Here is a 15,152-nt window from a genome sequence, read left to right as displayed (position 1 = left end):
ACACTGCACCTCCGATTCAAACAGATTCGCCTTTATCCCTGCCGTTCAGTCTTATTACCTTCTGCGCCATTTCAGAGAAGACGTCATCGTGAGTAACTATTATTGACTGATCGAGCTCGCCGAAGAGCTCTCTGAGAGAATGGGCAAGCAACTCTTTCCTCTCCTTGTCGAGATTCGATGTCGGCTCATCGAAGACGGCGAACCTCGCCCCGCTAAGTACCCCCGTCATCGCAGCTCTCAAACAAAGAGAGACCAACACTTGCTCTCCTCCAGATAGATTCGAGAAACTTCTGACGCTACCGTCGCCGTATTCGGATGCTTTGACTGAGACTTCGTAGTCTTCGTTCCATCTTATTGACTCTTCGGTGCCTGATATTCGCTGATAGTCTAGGGTCGCCTTTTGCTCTATCGCATCACGAAATCCGGCGGTTATTCTCTCTCCGGTAAGATTGAGATTATCTCTAATCATCTCTGAGAGTTTGATTTTCCTGGAAGTCTTTTCACCGGCTCTCTTCTTGAGCTTCTTCTTTTCTTCCATCTCTGCGAAGTTCTTCAGCTCTGCCCGTAGAGAAACTATATCTCTGCCAATGGATATTGTTTCGTCTCGTTTGAGAGCATAACTTTCTTCGGCCTTTTTCTCGCCTGCCTTCAACTCTTCGAGACGGTCGTAATCGAAGCTTTTCTCAAGAGCAATAATTTCTTTTCTGAGGCCGGTCACTCCTGCCGCCTTCTTTCTGCATCTTTCGAGCGAGGCCCGGCAGAGACTTGAGTACTCCTCGAGATAGCCAGCAAGATTCACATACTTGTTGAATCCTTCATAATCGCTTCTGTTAATAACCATCGCTCTGCGAATCTCTTCGATCTCCGCTCTCAATCCGGGAAGCTTTCGGAGTTCCTCCGCAAATTCCTTAACGATGCTTTTCTGAGCATCGCTTTCGCTCGACCGGGAAGTGACTTCTTCTTCCGTCTTCTTCTTCAGTTCGTTGAGAGATTTGATCCTGCTCTTTATTTCTTCCAGACGCGAATCCCTTTCTTCAATCTGATTCTTGAGCGTGGAAATGTGTTTCTTTTGGAGCTCGAGCTCGGTGGAGGTATTTCGAATATCTTCCTCTACGCTCTCGCTCATCTCGTCTATCTCTCCTGATACTCCGGAAATCGTCGAAAGCTGGAGAAGGAAGCTATTTACTCTCTCCGTAAGGTCAAGCTTCTCTTTTTCTAGATTAGACTTTTCCTTTAGTTTTCTATCGGTCTCTTCTATTGTGTTGAGGATAAGAGCCCTCTCTTCCGCCAGTTTGCCAAGTCTCGCCGGGCTTTCCTTCACCTCTGCAATCTTTTTCGACAGCTCTCTTTCACCCGAAGCAAGCTGGTTTATAAGGCCTTCGATGTATCCTTCATAATCTCTTCTATTTTCGATGTTCTTGCATTTCTCATCCAGAAGCGGGCAGATGCCTACAGCGAGAGAGCCTCTGTATTCTACAAGCGCCTTTCTACGGGAAGCCATGCTGACAATGTCCTCGTTCAGCTGTTCCAAGAGAAGGACTTCCTGCTTCACTCTTTCTATGATTTCGTCGATTTTCGTCAGCCTTTCATTAAGTTCCTCAGAACCCTCCGGTTTTCCAAGGCTCCTTAAGAGATCTTCAAGAGCGGCCAACCTACGCTCGGGCTTCCTGTATTCTTCGATGATCACCTTAAACGCCTCTTTCCTTGAAATACTAAGGTTGTGGGTCTCTCTCTTCTTGCCGCCCTCGCGTTCCGCCTCTTCCATCTTAACTCTTAGCTCTTCTCGTTCCTTCTTCAGTTCTTCGAATTGCTTCTCGCTCTCTTCAAGTCTTTCCTCTGAATTCGAGAGCGCTCCGCTTAATCGGGCAACTTCTGTCTGAAGTTCAGCAATTCTCTTTTCAATAGCCGCTGAACGCTCGCCAAGGCCTTCCAATCTCCTTTTTTCGGCGCTCAGAACATTTTCTTTCTCTAGCAGTCTCTCATAGAGATCGTGACCTTCCCTGCTTCTGTCAACGATTTCTTTGGCCTCAACCGCCCTCTCTTTTTGCCTCAGGTTGCCTTTCAGCGAGGCGGCTTCGTCCCTCAATGACTTCATTTGCTGCTCAAACTGGGCTCTCTTCGAAGAGAGCTCTCTTCCTATTTCCTCGAGGCGCAGTCTCTCCGCTTTGACTTTATTTAGGGCATCTTCCAGAGACTTCAGTTCCTCTTTTGCCCTGGAAAGATCCCCCGAGAGAGTCTTCACCCTCTCTTCAACTTCTGCCTTTCTCTCCAATTGCTGCTCCATGAATGCTATCTCTCTCTCGATAGCTTCATTCTCATTCCTCAGGTCGGTGAGATAACTCCGCATGAAATCCGTTGAGATCTTCCTGTAAAGGTCGACCTGGAAGACCCTGTTGAAATAGTCCCTTCTTGCAGCAGGACTGCCGAGAAATTGATCGGCGATCCTGTTCTGAAAAGCTACTATCACGTTCTCGAATGTCTTCGAGATGTCCCCCTGAAGACCGCAGATGATTCTGATCTTCTCAATTACGTTCTCCTTCCCGCGGGCAATGAGAAGGTCTCCCTGATGCAGCTCGTGACTTGAACCCGTGCCGAAAACTTTCTCGACCCTGTACTCCAGACCGTCGTCGGCAAGAAAAGTCACGGTTATTCTCGACCTTCTCTCGTTCCACTTGATTGCGTCTTCCTGTTTGTCACGCAGTCCTCCTCCGAAGAGGGCCAGCCCGATAGCTTCGATGATCGATGATTTCCCAGAGCCGTTTCTTCCAAGGATGAGGTTTATTCCCTTCTCGAAGGTTTCCGAATATCTTGAGTGACTTCGGAAGTTCTCGAGATCTATCGAAGTGACTCTCAAGAGTCACCACCAACTATGGCTTCAAGAAGGGCATCTACAGATTCTTTGAACAGGTCATACCTCCCGTCTTCCTGGGACTGCTTCATCTTTTCTATTGCTCCCACAAGGTCCTCGCCTTTTGCTCCGAGTTCCTTCCACTCCCTGGAGCCGAGTATGACTTCTCGTTCAATGTCCCTCGCGCTCATCAGTCTGTAGTCGTCGAGAGTAATTTCTCTATCCGTTCTCCTGACTCTAACAAAGGCCTTAAGGGCTCCGGAAGACTCTATCTCTCTCTCCAAACGCACGGGATCTACGTAGAACTCTCCGCTTCCCGTTACCGTTACCAGTACTATGGCTCCTCTATGAATCTCGTGTTCATCGACAAACCCGTCTAGGTTGTCGCCTTCTCCGGGAAAAACTGCGAACTCCTGTCTTTCCCTCCTATGGGAGTCGTGAAAATCGGCTCTTCCGATCTCGGTATCGAATACGTAAAATCCCTTTCTATCTCTCTCCCAGACGTCCCAGTATTCGAGTGATCCGGGCACGAAGAAGAACGGCTCTTCTACAGGAAAGGCGAGTTGAGAATGCAAATGCCCACCCCCGGCATAGATCACCTTCGACCTGAGAATCTTCAATACTTCGGGCGACACAAGGCCTGGAATGAAGTTGTCGTTCCCGGGCGCGGTATGAATGAGAACAATATTGTCTTTGCCTTCAAGAAAAGAAGAAGCCCTGAGGATCATCTCCTCGGCCATGAAGCCGGGATAGCCAAGTCCAAACACCTTGAACCCTTCGATACTGACGTACGGAAAGACAATATCATTTTCTCCCTGAACCGGGCAGAGCAGTTCTAGATACTCTGTCTCTTGTAGAAATCTCAGCCAGGACTCGTTTGCGCTGAAACTTTTGTCGTGGTTCCCCTCTATAGCCAATACCCTGATCCCGCTTTCTTTCAGTCTGGAGAGGATGCTCTGTGTTCTTGCAAGAGTATCGGGATTTATGTCTCTCTTGTCAAAGAGATCACCCGTTATGAAGAAGGCCTCCGGCTTGTTCTGTAAGGCCCACTCAACGACGTATTCAAAGGCTGAAAAATAGTCTTCATACCTTGCAGACGAATACGGGCTGTTAGGGGAACCGATAGGTCTTCTCCCCAGATGAATATCTGAACAGTGAAGGAATCTCAATTCGATGGACTCACTTTCTGAATTCCAGAGGCGTTGCGGCGCCGGAAACATCTCTTATAAGTCTCAGGTCACCGGTCGTGATTGCGAAGAGCTCAGTCGTGTTGCATACGGTCCCACCGAACAGGTGACCTCCAACTGCACTTCTTGAGGGACCGGAAAGCGTTACATGAAGATGTGGAAAGGGTTTACCTCCCTTGAGAGAGACATTACCCGATATGTGGAGAAGTTCATGAGGAACTGTGACAAGTTCCTTCTCGTATTGTTTAGAAACCGAGTTGAACCAACCGATCGTGAAGTCTCTCAACATACCGATTCCGCTAACGACTATAAGCGAATGGAGCCCATTATCGGAAAGCGTCCGAACGAAAGTGTCTATGAAGTCCTCACCATCTTCGAATCGAAAGAGCAGTACACTCTCATCTCTTCCAAAAATCATCGAATCACCACCTATATTACGATTTTACTACATCTTTTTCATCTTACCGAACTCACAATCGATGAACCGCACATGGACTTCCCTCGGAGGCTTAAAAATGTCTCTCCTTCGTCACTCCCGATGATAGAATTGAAAAGTATTGTTTTCGCCTGGAGGTCCAATTATGTCTGGTCAGTTGCTTTTCTTCATCGTTCTCTTTTTCTGGGTTGGATTCGATATCTATCTCTTCTTCCTTCACAACAGGAAGATCAGCGAGAGACTCCAGGAGAAGCGATCAAAATACATCATGCTTGCCTTTGTTCTTTCGGGCATGTTCGGTGCGATTGCAGTCGATGGCCGTTCGAAGGAGGTCTTTCTCATGACTTTCCTTCCTCATAGATGGATAGGAGTGGGAATGATGATCTTCGCCGTCGTTATCCGTTTCTTCGTAGTGAGACAACTGGGTCCCGCCTTCGCAATTGATGTGGGCGCGCTTCCAGATCAGAAACTGAGAACCGACAGGTTCTACAAGGTCATTCGTCATCCGGCCTATGCAGCCGAGATCGTAGGTTTTCTGGGGCTTTCTCTGGTCTTCAACTATCCGTTGAGTTCAATCCTTGCTTTTGTCCTTCCAACAACCGGAATTCTTTACAGAATCTCTGTAGAGGAGAGGAATCTGAAAGTTATATTTGGAGAAGAATACAGAGATTACTGCAAAAAGACCTGGCGTTTGATTCCCTATCTGTTCTGAACCAATCGGGAGGTGAAAGAATTGAAGTCTTACAGAAAGGAGCTTTTCTTCAACACAAAGATGAGACGAGAGATAATCAATATCACAGACGATGTGGAAGGCGCGCTTTTGGAAAGCGGGATCCGAGAGGGACTTGTGCTGGTAAATGCGATGCATATTACGGCAAGCGTGTTTATAAACGACAATGAGTCGGGACTCCATCAGGATTTCGAAAGGTGGCTCGAAAGACTCGCCCCGGAAAAACCATATTCTCAGTACGAGCACAACGGATTCGAGGATAATGCAGATGCTCATCTGAAGAGAACGGTAATGGGTAGAGAAGTTGTCATAGCAGTAACTGAAGGAAAGCTTGACTTTGGACCATGGGAGCAGGTTTTCTACTACGAACTGGATGGCAAAAGGCGAAAGAGAGTTCTGATAAAAATAATCGGTGAATAAGAGCTCAGGTTCAACGGTTTTTGGAGGCATTATCAGATAAACCGGCTTAAACATCTCCAGAGAGCTTCAAGTTCTTCTGTTTGGCTTTGCGAGTCTCCAACATGGATGTTATGTTAGTAATAACATTATTATGGAGGTGCTATCGATGAGCATCGGAGAGGCATCACTAGATTCTCGTTCTTTTAAGTTTTCGAACGAGGGTTCGGTAGATGTTACATCTTTTGCAAAGCAAGTGGGGATAAAGCTGCCCGTCGTGATTTCCAAGAACGTTTGGAATGAAATGGTGAAAACTGACGAAAACGCAAGAATGTATGGCCAGAACGAAGAGAAACGTCTGGAAAGTCTTCTTTCAACATTGAGGATGGAGTTGCTGAAGGGAAAAGCCAAGGATCTCTCATTCACTTTCTTTATATGCAAGGATCCGAAGACAACCAGTTGCAGGCTTTTGAAAGCCTGTTATAAGGATAAGGATAATGGGGAGCGCTACTTGAAGATTTGTACCTATGACGAGGCCAGTTGATTCAAGATAGATAATGAGCTATATTTTACATTAGCGACTTGCTTTGGAAAGAGCCGATAGGCTATAATGAGCTAAATAATCGCGAGGTTTTCCTATGACTGAAGAGACTTTTAGAGAGAAAAACAGAATAGCTATGATGATGTACGGCAACGCCCTTGTTTCTTCGGGTGCTTAGCTGTACCTGAGAAAATAGAAGCAGGGCGTCTCAAAGGAGACGCCCTTTTTTTATATTCAGGAGGGATTTGAATGAAGAGACTGTTTGTGTTACTGGTTCTACTGGGAGTAGTGTTTGCGTTCGGTACGACGAAGATCAGGATAGGTGCTTCACCCGTCCCCCACGCGGAGATCCTTGAGGCTATAAAAGCCGACCTCGCTGAAAAAGGGTTCGATCTCGAGATAGTTGTGTTCAACGACTACGTGCTTCCGAACATTGCCCTTTCAACCGGCGAGCTTGATGCCAATTATTTCCAGCATCTTCCTTACCTTGTGTCCTTCACTTCTCAGAGGGGAATAAAGGGACTGGTTTCTGCTAAGGCTATTCACGTCGAACCGATGGGGTTCTTCTTGAAGAAACCTCTTTCGGAGCTGGTTCCGGGCGACAAGATCGCCCTTCCAAATGATCCAACTAATGAAGGCCGCGCACTTATTCTTCTCCACAACAACGGACTTATACAGCTCAAAGATCCTACGAAACTGGAGTCGACAGTTCTAGACATAAAAGAGAATCCAAAGCAGCTAACTTTCGTAGAGATCGAGGCTGGATTCATTCCCAGAGTCTACACAGACGACAAAACGGTTGTCGGAGCCGTTATCAACACGAACTACGCCCTTACTATCAACCTCAACGCAGTTACGGACGCGGAATTCATTGAAGGAGCCGAATCTCCTTATGCAAACATAATAGCCATTCGTGAAGTCGACAAAGACGAAGCGTGGCTGAAGGCACTAATCGACGCCCTGACAACGGAAAAGGTCAGAGACTTCATTAATGAAAAGTACGATGGTGCCGTAGTACCGGTCTTTTGAGGCGCAGTGTTTTGATTCTAAGGGTCGAAAAGCTAAATCTATCTTTTGAAGACAAATCGGGAAAGAGAAAGATCCTCGATGATGTGAGTTTGTCGGTCGAAGAGGAAGAAATAGTGGGAATCGTGGGGTTGTCCGGAGCAGGGAAAACTTCTCTGCTCCGAACCCTCAACCTCCTGCAGCCTGTCGATAGCGGTTCGATATTCTTCGACGGTCTTGACATCGTTGGACTCAAAGAGAGCGAAGTGCGAAATGTAAGAAAGAAGATTGGCGTAGTCTTTCAGAGCTTCAATCTTTATCGGTACAGGACTTTATATCAGAACATTGCCTTTCCTCTGAAGATTCAAGGTGTCTCAAAGAAAGAGATAGAAGAGAGAGTAATGAATATAGCTACAGAGCTTGGCCTGGAACACAGACTGAGAGCCTATCCTTCGCAGTTATCTGGGGGCGAACAGCAGAGAGCCGCAATCGCTCGCGCTCTCGTTATGGATCCAAAGATGATTCTTCTCGATGAGCCCACCTCGGCTCTCGATCCAAAGACGACCGGCAGACTTCTAGATCTCGTCGTAAGTCTCAATGAAAAACACGGCATCACTTTTATCGTTGTTACTCATGATATGGATGTTATCAAGAGAACTTGCGACAGAGTTGCATATCTGCAGAATGGAAAGCTGGACTTCTTCGGACCAACCCATGAGTTCTTCGTCAAGATAGAAAACAATGAAGTGAGTGACTTCGGTAAGCCCCTGGAACTAGAGAAAACTTTACTTTCGGCTAACAAGAAGATCCTTAGAGTTCTTTTCTGGGGTACACGGACCCATGAACCCGTTCTCTGGAAAATCGCAAAAGAGAACGATGTGATGATAAATATCCTCTACGGAAAGATAGAAGAATTCAAGAACGGTCCCTTTGGAACTCTAATAATCGGTGTCGAGGGCGAGAAACAGGATCTCTTCGTCGAAAAGCTAAGGGAATCCGTATTCTTCCTTGAGGAGGTATGCTGATGCTATCTCAGATTTTTAACGCAACTCTTGAAACTCTTTACATGCTACTTCTCTCGGGATTTCTCGCTACTTTTCTTGGCATTCCCCTCGGGGTGGGATTGTACCTGTGTTCGAGGTCTCGTGGGCTTAAAGGGCTTTACGCTTTGTTAGATCTCTTGGTGAACATTTTTAGATCGATTCCGTTCATTATTCTTGTTTTGCTTTTGATTCCCGTTACTAAACGAGTCATGGGAACGATAATCGGGCCGAACGCAGCAATATTCAATCTGACGATTGCTGCTATCCCATTCATGGCAAGGCTTTCCGAGAATTCCTTCAACGGCGTTCCCTCTGGAATCATCGATTCATCGAACTCGATGGGACTCAATAGATGGCAGATGGTCACAAGGGTTTTGATTCCGGAAACGCTGCCCGATCAAATTGGAAACGTAACCGTACTGCTGATCAATCTCGTCACCTACACGGCAATAGCGGGGGCCGTAGGCGCCGGTGGGCTGGGTCAGCTGGCAATCAACTACGGTTACTACAGGTTTCAGTGGGACGTGGTTCTTTACGCCGTTATCGTTCTCGTGGCAATCAGCCAGCTTCTTCAGTTCACTGGAGGCAAGCTGGCAAAAAGATTACGAAAATAACTCTGGTTCAAATATTTCAGAAGATTTCTAGATTAAAATTGCATCTTTCGTGCTCAGGCCAGGATGTTGTAAACTGGTATCGGGCGAAGAAACTGCTCGAAAACAGAAGTCTACTGAAAAGAGTACAACAATGAAGGGACTACCGATCGACATCGATACGCGAGTCAATTTGATGGAGATTGACCGTCTAGAGTGCGATGTTAGCGTATCACGATACAGATACCGGAATTGCCGCCTTCTGTGAAGGAGACTCCTTCCCTGACGAGTTGGCAAACTGTGAAGCTGAAAGAGAAGAGATAACTGAAGACGTCTCGAAATACGCGTGGATGCGAATCGAAGACCCTTATACTTAATTACGACTAGTTTTGTGGCGATAAATCGGAGAAATTTGAGGCCATACCGTGGATAACTTCAAGAGAAAAATACAAACTCATCGAAGGATTCGTTTACACAAGAGCAGAGGACAGCATCCGGGATGAAGCGAGTTACGAGATTTCCGGAGGAGACTTATTTTCGAAATTCCGCATATTTTTCGAACATCACAGCGATCACAAAAACGCTCGGTTTAAATTTCAGAGCGAAATCTTGAGAAGGATTGCGTTTGAGTGGCCAAATTGCTTTGGAATAGATCCGACTGATCGTTCTGGACTGTAACCGCGGTTAGCCGTCATCTATATCGTAAAGAGACTTGATATGAATGGAAGACTTGACCGAGTGTTGCTCATATCGATTTACAGGAGGGACAGAGCGTGAAAAACGGTGGATTGTCGCTGGAAAAGGGTAGTTCAAAACAGCTGACTATTAGAAGCCTTGTAATCGGAGGGTTTGGTTCGGTAGTAATCACGACCAGTTCCATGTATGTCGCCTTGAGGATGGGTGCCCTTCCCTGGCCAACAATATTCGTTGCGGTAATGTCCCTCGCAATATTGAAGGCGCTTGGAAGAACCAATCTGAACGAGATAAACGTTACGCACACCGCAATGTCGTCGGGAGCAATGGTAGCTGGTGGTCTGGCTTTTACGATTCCCGGAATCTGGATCCTTGAGGAGACGTCTGAAGTGGGTTTTCTTTCGTTGTTGATCGTCACCTTATCCGGAACTGTTTTGGGTGTCGTATTCACTTCGCTTATCCGACAGCATTTCGTGGAGAAAGAGAAGCTGCCTTTTCCCATGGGTGTGGCATCATATGAAACGGTCGTTGCCGGTGACGAGGGAGGAAGGAAAGCAAAGTATCTCTTCTCCACAATGGGAATTGCTGCAGTCTTCGTCGCTATAAGAGACGGGTTGGGCTGGATCCCGGCTGCCTGGTCTTCTGCATGGCTCTATTCGAAAAACATCTTCTTCGGCACATGGATCTCGCCCATGGCAGTTGGAATTGGTTATATAATCGGTCCCCTATTTACCGGTGTTTGGTTTCTCGGAGCGGTTCTTAGCTACTTCTTAATTATCCCCGTAGGAGTCGCTCTTGGCTGGTTTGAAGATGTCGCTACTGCCGCTGCGTTCAAAGACAGCCTAGGAATAGGGCTAATGGTTGGAACTGGACTGGGAATTCTTATAAAGGGAATCCTCCCTCGAGCAAAGGAGATATATGGGAAATCGCAGAAGCGTGAAAAGGGAAGGTTAGGAAGGCAACTGATACTCGCTCCTATCTTTTTTGCCGTGGTTGCCGTATTTCTGACAACATTGACGGAAATGACGCTAATTCCATCTCTCCTTACGATTGTTGGAGTTTGGCTTACAACGGCAATGGCCGCTTCGATTACTGGGCAGTCTGGTATCAATCCGATGGAGGTCTTCGGAATAATAATTCTCTTAGGGGTAAAGGTAGTGTCAGATATCGGCACCATTGAGGCCTTCCTCGTCGCCGGAGTTGTCGCAGTGGCTTGCGGACTCGCGGGAGATGTACTCAACGATTTCAAGTCCGGCTACCTCTTGAAAACTGATCCCAAAGCTCAGATTATAGCCGAGACGGTCGGTGGAGTAATCGGTGCAGTTGTGTCGGTTGTTGTCCTGTTTATTATGTTCAGGGCCTATGGTACAATGGGCCCAGGAACGGAGCTTCCCGCACCACAAGCGTATGCCGTTTCCACAATGGTCGGTGGTCTTCCCAATACTCCGGCTTTCTTCTTCGGTCTTATGATTGGAATACTGATTTATCTGATTGGACTCCCCGGGATGACCCTGGGAATTGGAATGTATCTTCCCATGGAGATATCGTCTGCCGCTTTTTTGGGAGGCATGATAAGTCTTATCTCCGTAAAGCTCAATCCGAAGTCGAAAGAGAACGGTCTGGTCATATCGTCTGGTCTTCTTGGAGGAGAAGGGATTACAGGGGTGGTTCTTGCGATTATCAGAGTGCTTACAGGAAGTTGACATTTTCGTCGATATGTTTGAGGAGTTGTTTTGAAGAGCTCTCATGTTTTACTCACAGTCCCTTATAGCCGAGCCAACATTTCTTTGAAGTGGTTGCTACTCGGCGCAATGATCGGGGTGTTAGGTTTTTTTCTGGTTGGTCAGTCAAGACAAAGAATAGAGTCCCCGTATTACGCGGATCAGTTTGCCGCGGCTCGCCTAATGGCTTCATCAATAGAAGAACTTTCCAGATTTCGTGAATCACTTGGTATAGAAATCGATCCCTCAGTCGACCCTAACTTGACAGGCCTTATAGGTCCCGAATTTACCGAAATTACAACTACTCTCGGCAATCTTCAGGCTAAGAGAACTTCAACGAACCCAGATTTTGCGGCGCTTATGGTTAAGTTCTTCAAACAACTGAATCTTGAGAAAGGTGATCCGGTAGCTATCGGTGCAAGCGGCTCCTTTCCGTCTCTTCTACTTGCGACGCTTTGTGCCTGTGAGACATTGGAGCTCCAACCGTTTGTGATCTACTCGATAGGTGCCTCTGAACACGGTGCAACTCACCCGGAGTTCACATTCGTCCATATGCTGAATCGCCTCGTAGAAGTCGGCCTGCTCAGAGATAGTCTCGTTGCCGTCTCACTTGGAGGCAACTACGATACAGCGAGCGGGATGTTTTTTCCGGGCGCGCGCGAACTAATGACCGATATCGCTCTGTCTTCCGGCAAGACTTTCATCTACGAAGAATCTCTTCAAGAAAGCATAGACAAACGTCTGGAGATCTATATCCAGGAGGCCGAAGGGCTTCCTTCTGTTTTCGTAAACGTGGGTGGTGCAGCGCCGAATTTCGGCAATTCACTTATTGCGACAAGTCTCGATAACGGTTTGCTTACAGCGTTCAGTTCGATACCAGAGGGCGATGAAAGAGGACTGATCTTTGAGTTTGCCGAACTCGGAGTACCGGTGATCCATCTCCTAAATATCAGAGATCTTGCTCTGGATAACGGAATTCCCATTGATCCAGTCCCATTTCCCGAACCAGGAGAAAGCGGCGTCTTTTTTGTTGATAGTTTCTCTTTGCCTCTAATAATCGTCTTTCTGAGCCTGATGGTTCTCTGTATCGTTGTGGGACGGGTGATTCATCAATGAACAACATAATTCTTGCAGGAACTGCACTTTTGATTCTTCTTTCAGCCCTGTTGGCTGAAAACATAATATCTAGAAAGCGTAGGGCGCGGCTCAAGTTCGTCGTTCAGGTAAACGGAACTAGAGGGAAGAGTGAAACCGTGCGGTTAATCCATGGCGCGCTAAAAGCCAACGGGTTTAGGGTTCTTGGAAAGACCACAGGGACTGTGCCTCTGTGGATTACTCCAGAGGGGAAACACGTAGAGATAATTCGCCATGGCCCCGCAAACATACAGGAGCAGTTTCTCGCGCTCAGAAAATCCCGGCGCGACAAATGTGACGCACTCGTTGTCGAATGCATGGCCATAAAACCCGAGATGCAGCTGGCAAGCGGAAGAATACTCGATGCAGACATCACGGTAATAACTAACACGTTCCCAGATCACATCGAAGAGATAGGAAGCACTGAAGAAGAAACGGCCAGTGTTCTTTCTTTATCAATTGCGCCGGGAAAGGCCTGTATCGTAGGAAGTGTGTCGCCCGAAGCCTATGAAAAAGTTAGGAAGACCTGCGAGAAAATCGAAACAAAATTGATTGTTGCGGCTACGTCAACAGAATACCTCTCTGGGTTCAAATTCATACCCCATGACGAAAATCTGTCGATCACAATCAAAGCTGCAGAGCTTCTCGGGCTTGACAGATCGCTGGCTATCGAGGGAATGAAAGAGGTTCTGCCCGATGTGGGAACCTTCCGGTACTTGAAGCTCGGAGGTAAAATGGGAAATGCCATTCTTGCAAACGCCTTTGCTGCAAACGATCTACACTCTACTTCTCTTCTTCTGGAAAAAGTGATGCGAGACTTTCCAGAGAAAGAGATTATCGGGTTCTTCAATTCTAGAGATGATAGGCCCGATAGGGCTGCAATTTTCGAAACGATGATCAGGAGTTTCGATAGAACAATAGTTAAAGGACCCCTTCCAAGAAGGATTTTAAACAGCAAGAACGTAGAGAAACTAGATGATCCGAGTCAACTGGATTCGCTTTTAGACGGAAGCGAGCTTGTGTTTGGATTCGGTAATATTCGCGGCCTGGTAAACTGGCTGAACGGTCTGGAGGAGATTTAATGAGTCCGGCTTTGTTTTCGATTGGAATAGTTATAAGTACTGCATTCTGGTGGGTGACGGGATTGTCTGCAGGTGGACTTGTGACTCCAGTCTATCTTTTCATTTTTATGGAACAACCGTTGAGGCTTCTATACACCTGGGCGGTCGGCCTTGTTACATTTCTCATCCTGAATCTTCTCCAGAGATATCTGATTCTCTACGGCAGAAAGAGGATGGCTCTTGGCATTGTTCTAGGTGTTTTCGTCAAACTCTCTCTGGATACCTTTCTGATGCCCAATCTTCCAGTCGAGCTGTTTTCAACCGTAATCGGCACGATTGTTCCGGGGCTCATCGCTAATGACTTCTACAGGCAAGGAATTATAAAGACTTCTCTTTCACTGGCCTTCGTAACACTGCTCCTTTGGCTGATCGATACATTGATAAGGACAGTAATGGTTATCTAGCAGTCATAGTTATCCGAAGATAACGAGCCTAATAATCAGAAACAAACTCGAGATTGCCAGAGAGATAACGGAAGAGGGGAATCCGATCTTCATGAAATCGAGAAAACTGTGCGTATTTCCGTACTCTTTGTTGACCATCTCAAAGCACATCACATTTGCAAGATGGCCGGTTACTGTTCCATTCCCACCGAGGTTTGCTCCCAAAGCAAGTGCAATCCAGAGATCATATTGAAGCGGATAGTGAACAGAGAGTTCAGCAACAATCGGAATGAATATCGTGACCACGGGAATGGCGCCAGTCACCATTGCGATCATTCCACTGACCCAGAGTATAAGCATAGAAAGAACTGCGGGGTTGCTGGAAAGACCTAACGCAAGATCGGAAAGTTCACTTGTTATTCCCGTGCTTTCAAGAGAATATGCAAGTGAAAAGAGCCCGATGAAGAAGAGAATGGCGTTCCAGTCGACTTCATTTGCCACCGATTCAAAGTCCTTTCCGGTATACAAAAGCAGAAATGCAGCTCCCAAAACCGCAAATAGTGACATTTCGATATCTACAATGCTATGAACTGCAAATCCAATGACAACAACTATCAATGTGCCCAGACTGACATACATCAACTTTCTGTTGGTTATTACTCCGTCCAGCTTAAGTCCTTGAATCTCATCTTTCTTGTCCGAAATAGATGAGAGACCCCTTAGAATTTTGAATCGCGAGATTAGCATTAGAACTATATATGTCAGTACAAGCGGAATAAACACAAGACTGGTGAAGGTCAAGAATGGAATCTTCGATGCGTTACCTATGATAATGTTTGGAGGGTCGCCAACAAGGGTCATACACCCCCCGATATTTGAAGCGAGAATCATAACAGCCGTGAATCCAAAAGGATTGAATCCTGCAGTATCTGCGACAAAGAAAATGATGGGCATGAACATGATCATCGTAGTCACATTGTCCAAAACCATTGAAAAGGCCGCTATAAGAGCGGAAAATAGCACCGATAGTAAAAGGATGTTACCTTTTGTCGCCTTCAAAGTCCTGACTGCCACATACTGAAAGAATCCCGTCGATTTAATTACAGCAACAATAACCATCATTCCTATTAGAAGAAATATGGCGTTGAAGTCCACGAACTGGGAAATTGTTTCGATTCTCATACTCTCGGAGACCTTGAGGGCCACAAGCATCATACCTGCGGTAAAGGCGATCAGTACCCTCCGTCTCTTTGAAAGTACAATAAGTATGAAAGTCAATATGAAATAAACTACAATGAAGATCCTGTCCATAAGTCCCATTGTA

At 46.5% G+C, this 15,152-nt stretch carries 14 protein-coding genes and 1 pseudogene; 11 read left to right on the top strand and 4 right to left on the bottom strand.

Annotation, left to right across the window (positions count from 1 at the left end; genetic code table 11):
- Nucleotides 1-16 precede the first annotated feature (16 nt).
- The 3 genes from THEBA_RS13345 to THEBA_RS13335 are packed head-to-tail and all read right to left on the bottom strand — an operon-like array spanning nucleotide 17 to nucleotide 4,453.
- On the bottom strand, nucleotides 17-2,854 hold the full coding sequence (locus THEBA_RS13345) for an AAA family ATPase (protein WP_014731965.1): 2,838 nt from the start codon (nucleotides 2,852-2,854) through the stop codon (nucleotides 17-19).
- Nucleotides 2,851-4,017, bottom strand: coding sequence for a metallophosphoesterase family protein (locus THEBA_RS13340; protein ID WP_014731964.1), 1,167 nt, complete (start codon nucleotides 4,015-4,017; stop codon nucleotides 2,851-2,853). The genes THEBA_RS13345 and THEBA_RS13340 overlap by 4 nt, the downstream gene beginning before the upstream one ends.
- Nucleotides 4,018-4,027: 10 nt before the next feature.
- Nucleotides 4,028-4,453 (bottom strand): PPC domain-containing DNA-binding protein, encoded by a 426-nt coding sequence (locus THEBA_RS13335; protein ID WP_014731963.1) that lies wholly within the window; start codon nucleotides 4,451-4,453, stop codon nucleotides 4,028-4,030.
- A gap of 163 nt (nucleotides 4,454-4,616) precedes the next feature.
- On the opposite strand from THEBA_RS13335, the gene THEBA_RS13330 reads away from it, so the two are divergent.
- The 11 genes and pseudogenes from THEBA_RS13330 (at nucleotide 4,617) to THEBA_RS13285 (ending at nucleotide 13,849) form a co-directional block, all read left to right on the top strand.
- A complete protein-coding gene (locus THEBA_RS13330) occupies nucleotides 4,617-5,183 on the top strand; it encodes a methyltransferase family protein (protein WP_014731962.1) in 567 nt (188 codons plus the stop codon).
- A 21-nt stretch (nucleotides 5,184-5,204) separates the two neighbouring features.
- A complete protein-coding gene (locus THEBA_RS13325) occupies nucleotides 5,205-5,621 on the top strand; it encodes a secondary thiamine-phosphate synthase enzyme YjbQ (protein ID WP_006487278.1) in 417 nt (138 codons plus the stop codon).
- Between the two features lie 145 nt (nucleotides 5,622-5,766).
- Nucleotides 5,767-6,141: a hypothetical protein gene (locus THEBA_RS13320; protein ID WP_006487277.1), complete on the top strand. Its 375-nt coding sequence runs from the start codon at nucleotides 5,767-5,769 to the stop codon at nucleotides 6,139-6,141.
- 246 nt (nucleotides 6,142-6,387) lie between these two features.
- Nucleotides 6,388-7,167 (top strand): MetQ/NlpA family ABC transporter substrate-binding protein, encoded by a 780-nt coding sequence (locus tag THEBA_RS13315; RefSeq protein WP_014731961.1) that lies wholly within the window; start codon nucleotides 6,388-6,390, stop codon nucleotides 7,165-7,167.
- An 11-nt stretch (nucleotides 7,168-7,178) separates the two neighbouring features.
- Nucleotides 7,179-8,168: a methionine ABC transporter ATP-binding protein gene (locus THEBA_RS13310; protein WP_014731960.1), complete on the top strand. Its 990-nt coding sequence runs from the start codon at nucleotides 7,179-7,181 to the stop codon at nucleotides 8,166-8,168.
- Nucleotides 8,168-8,800 carry a methionine ABC transporter permease gene (locus tag THEBA_RS13305; RefSeq protein ID WP_014731959.1) on the top strand — a complete coding sequence of 211 codons (633 nt, stop codon included), beginning with the start codon at nucleotides 8,168-8,170 and terminating at the stop codon, nucleotides 8,798-8,800. The genes THEBA_RS13310 and THEBA_RS13305 overlap by 1 nt, the downstream gene beginning before the upstream one ends.
- A gap of 387 nt (nucleotides 8,801-9,187) precedes the next feature.
- A pseudogene (locus tag THEBA_RS15030) lies at nucleotides 9,188-9,454 on the top strand (hypothetical protein); the annotation flags it as partial.
- A gap of 95 nt (nucleotides 9,455-9,549) precedes the next feature.
- Nucleotides 9,550-11,172, top strand: coding sequence for an OPT/YSL family transporter (locus THEBA_RS13300; protein ID WP_014731958.1), 1,623 nt, complete (start codon nucleotides 9,550-9,552; stop codon nucleotides 11,170-11,172).
- 30 nt (nucleotides 11,173-11,202) lie between these two features.
- A complete protein-coding gene (pgsW, locus tag THEBA_RS13295; protein ID WP_006487267.1) occupies nucleotides 11,203-12,306 on the top strand; it encodes a poly-gamma-glutamate system protein in 1,104 nt (367 codons plus the stop codon).
- Nucleotides 12,303-13,406 (top strand): poly-gamma-glutamate synthase PgsB, encoded by a 1,104-nt coding sequence (gene pgsB, locus THEBA_RS13290; RefSeq protein WP_006487265.1) that lies wholly within the window; start codon nucleotides 12,303-12,305, stop codon nucleotides 13,404-13,406. The genes pgsW and pgsB overlap by 4 nt, the downstream gene beginning before the upstream one ends.
- Nucleotides 13,406-13,849 (top strand): poly-gamma-glutamate biosynthesis protein PgsC/CapC, encoded by a 444-nt coding sequence (locus tag THEBA_RS13285; protein WP_006487263.1) that lies wholly within the window; start codon nucleotides 13,406-13,408, stop codon nucleotides 13,847-13,849. The genes pgsB and THEBA_RS13285 overlap by 1 nt, the downstream gene beginning before the upstream one ends.
- Nucleotides 13,850-13,858: 9 nt before the next feature.
- On the opposite strand, the gene THEBA_RS13280 is transcribed toward THEBA_RS13285, so the two are convergent.
- Complete coding sequence (locus THEBA_RS13280; RefSeq protein WP_006487262.1) at nucleotides 13,859-15,148, bottom strand: ArsB/NhaD family transporter; 1,290 nt, start codon at nucleotides 15,146-15,148, stop codon at nucleotides 13,859-13,861.
- Nucleotides 15,149-15,152 lie beyond the last annotated feature (4 nt).

The organism is Mesotoga prima MesG1.Ag.4.2 (genome assembly GCF_000147715.2).
Taxonomy (GTDB): Bacteria; Thermotogota; Thermotogae; order Petrotogales; family Kosmotogaceae; genus Mesotoga; species Mesotoga prima.
The sequence above is the reverse complement of the archived record's forward strand: the minus strand, read 5'-3'. Positions and strand labels throughout refer to the sequence as shown.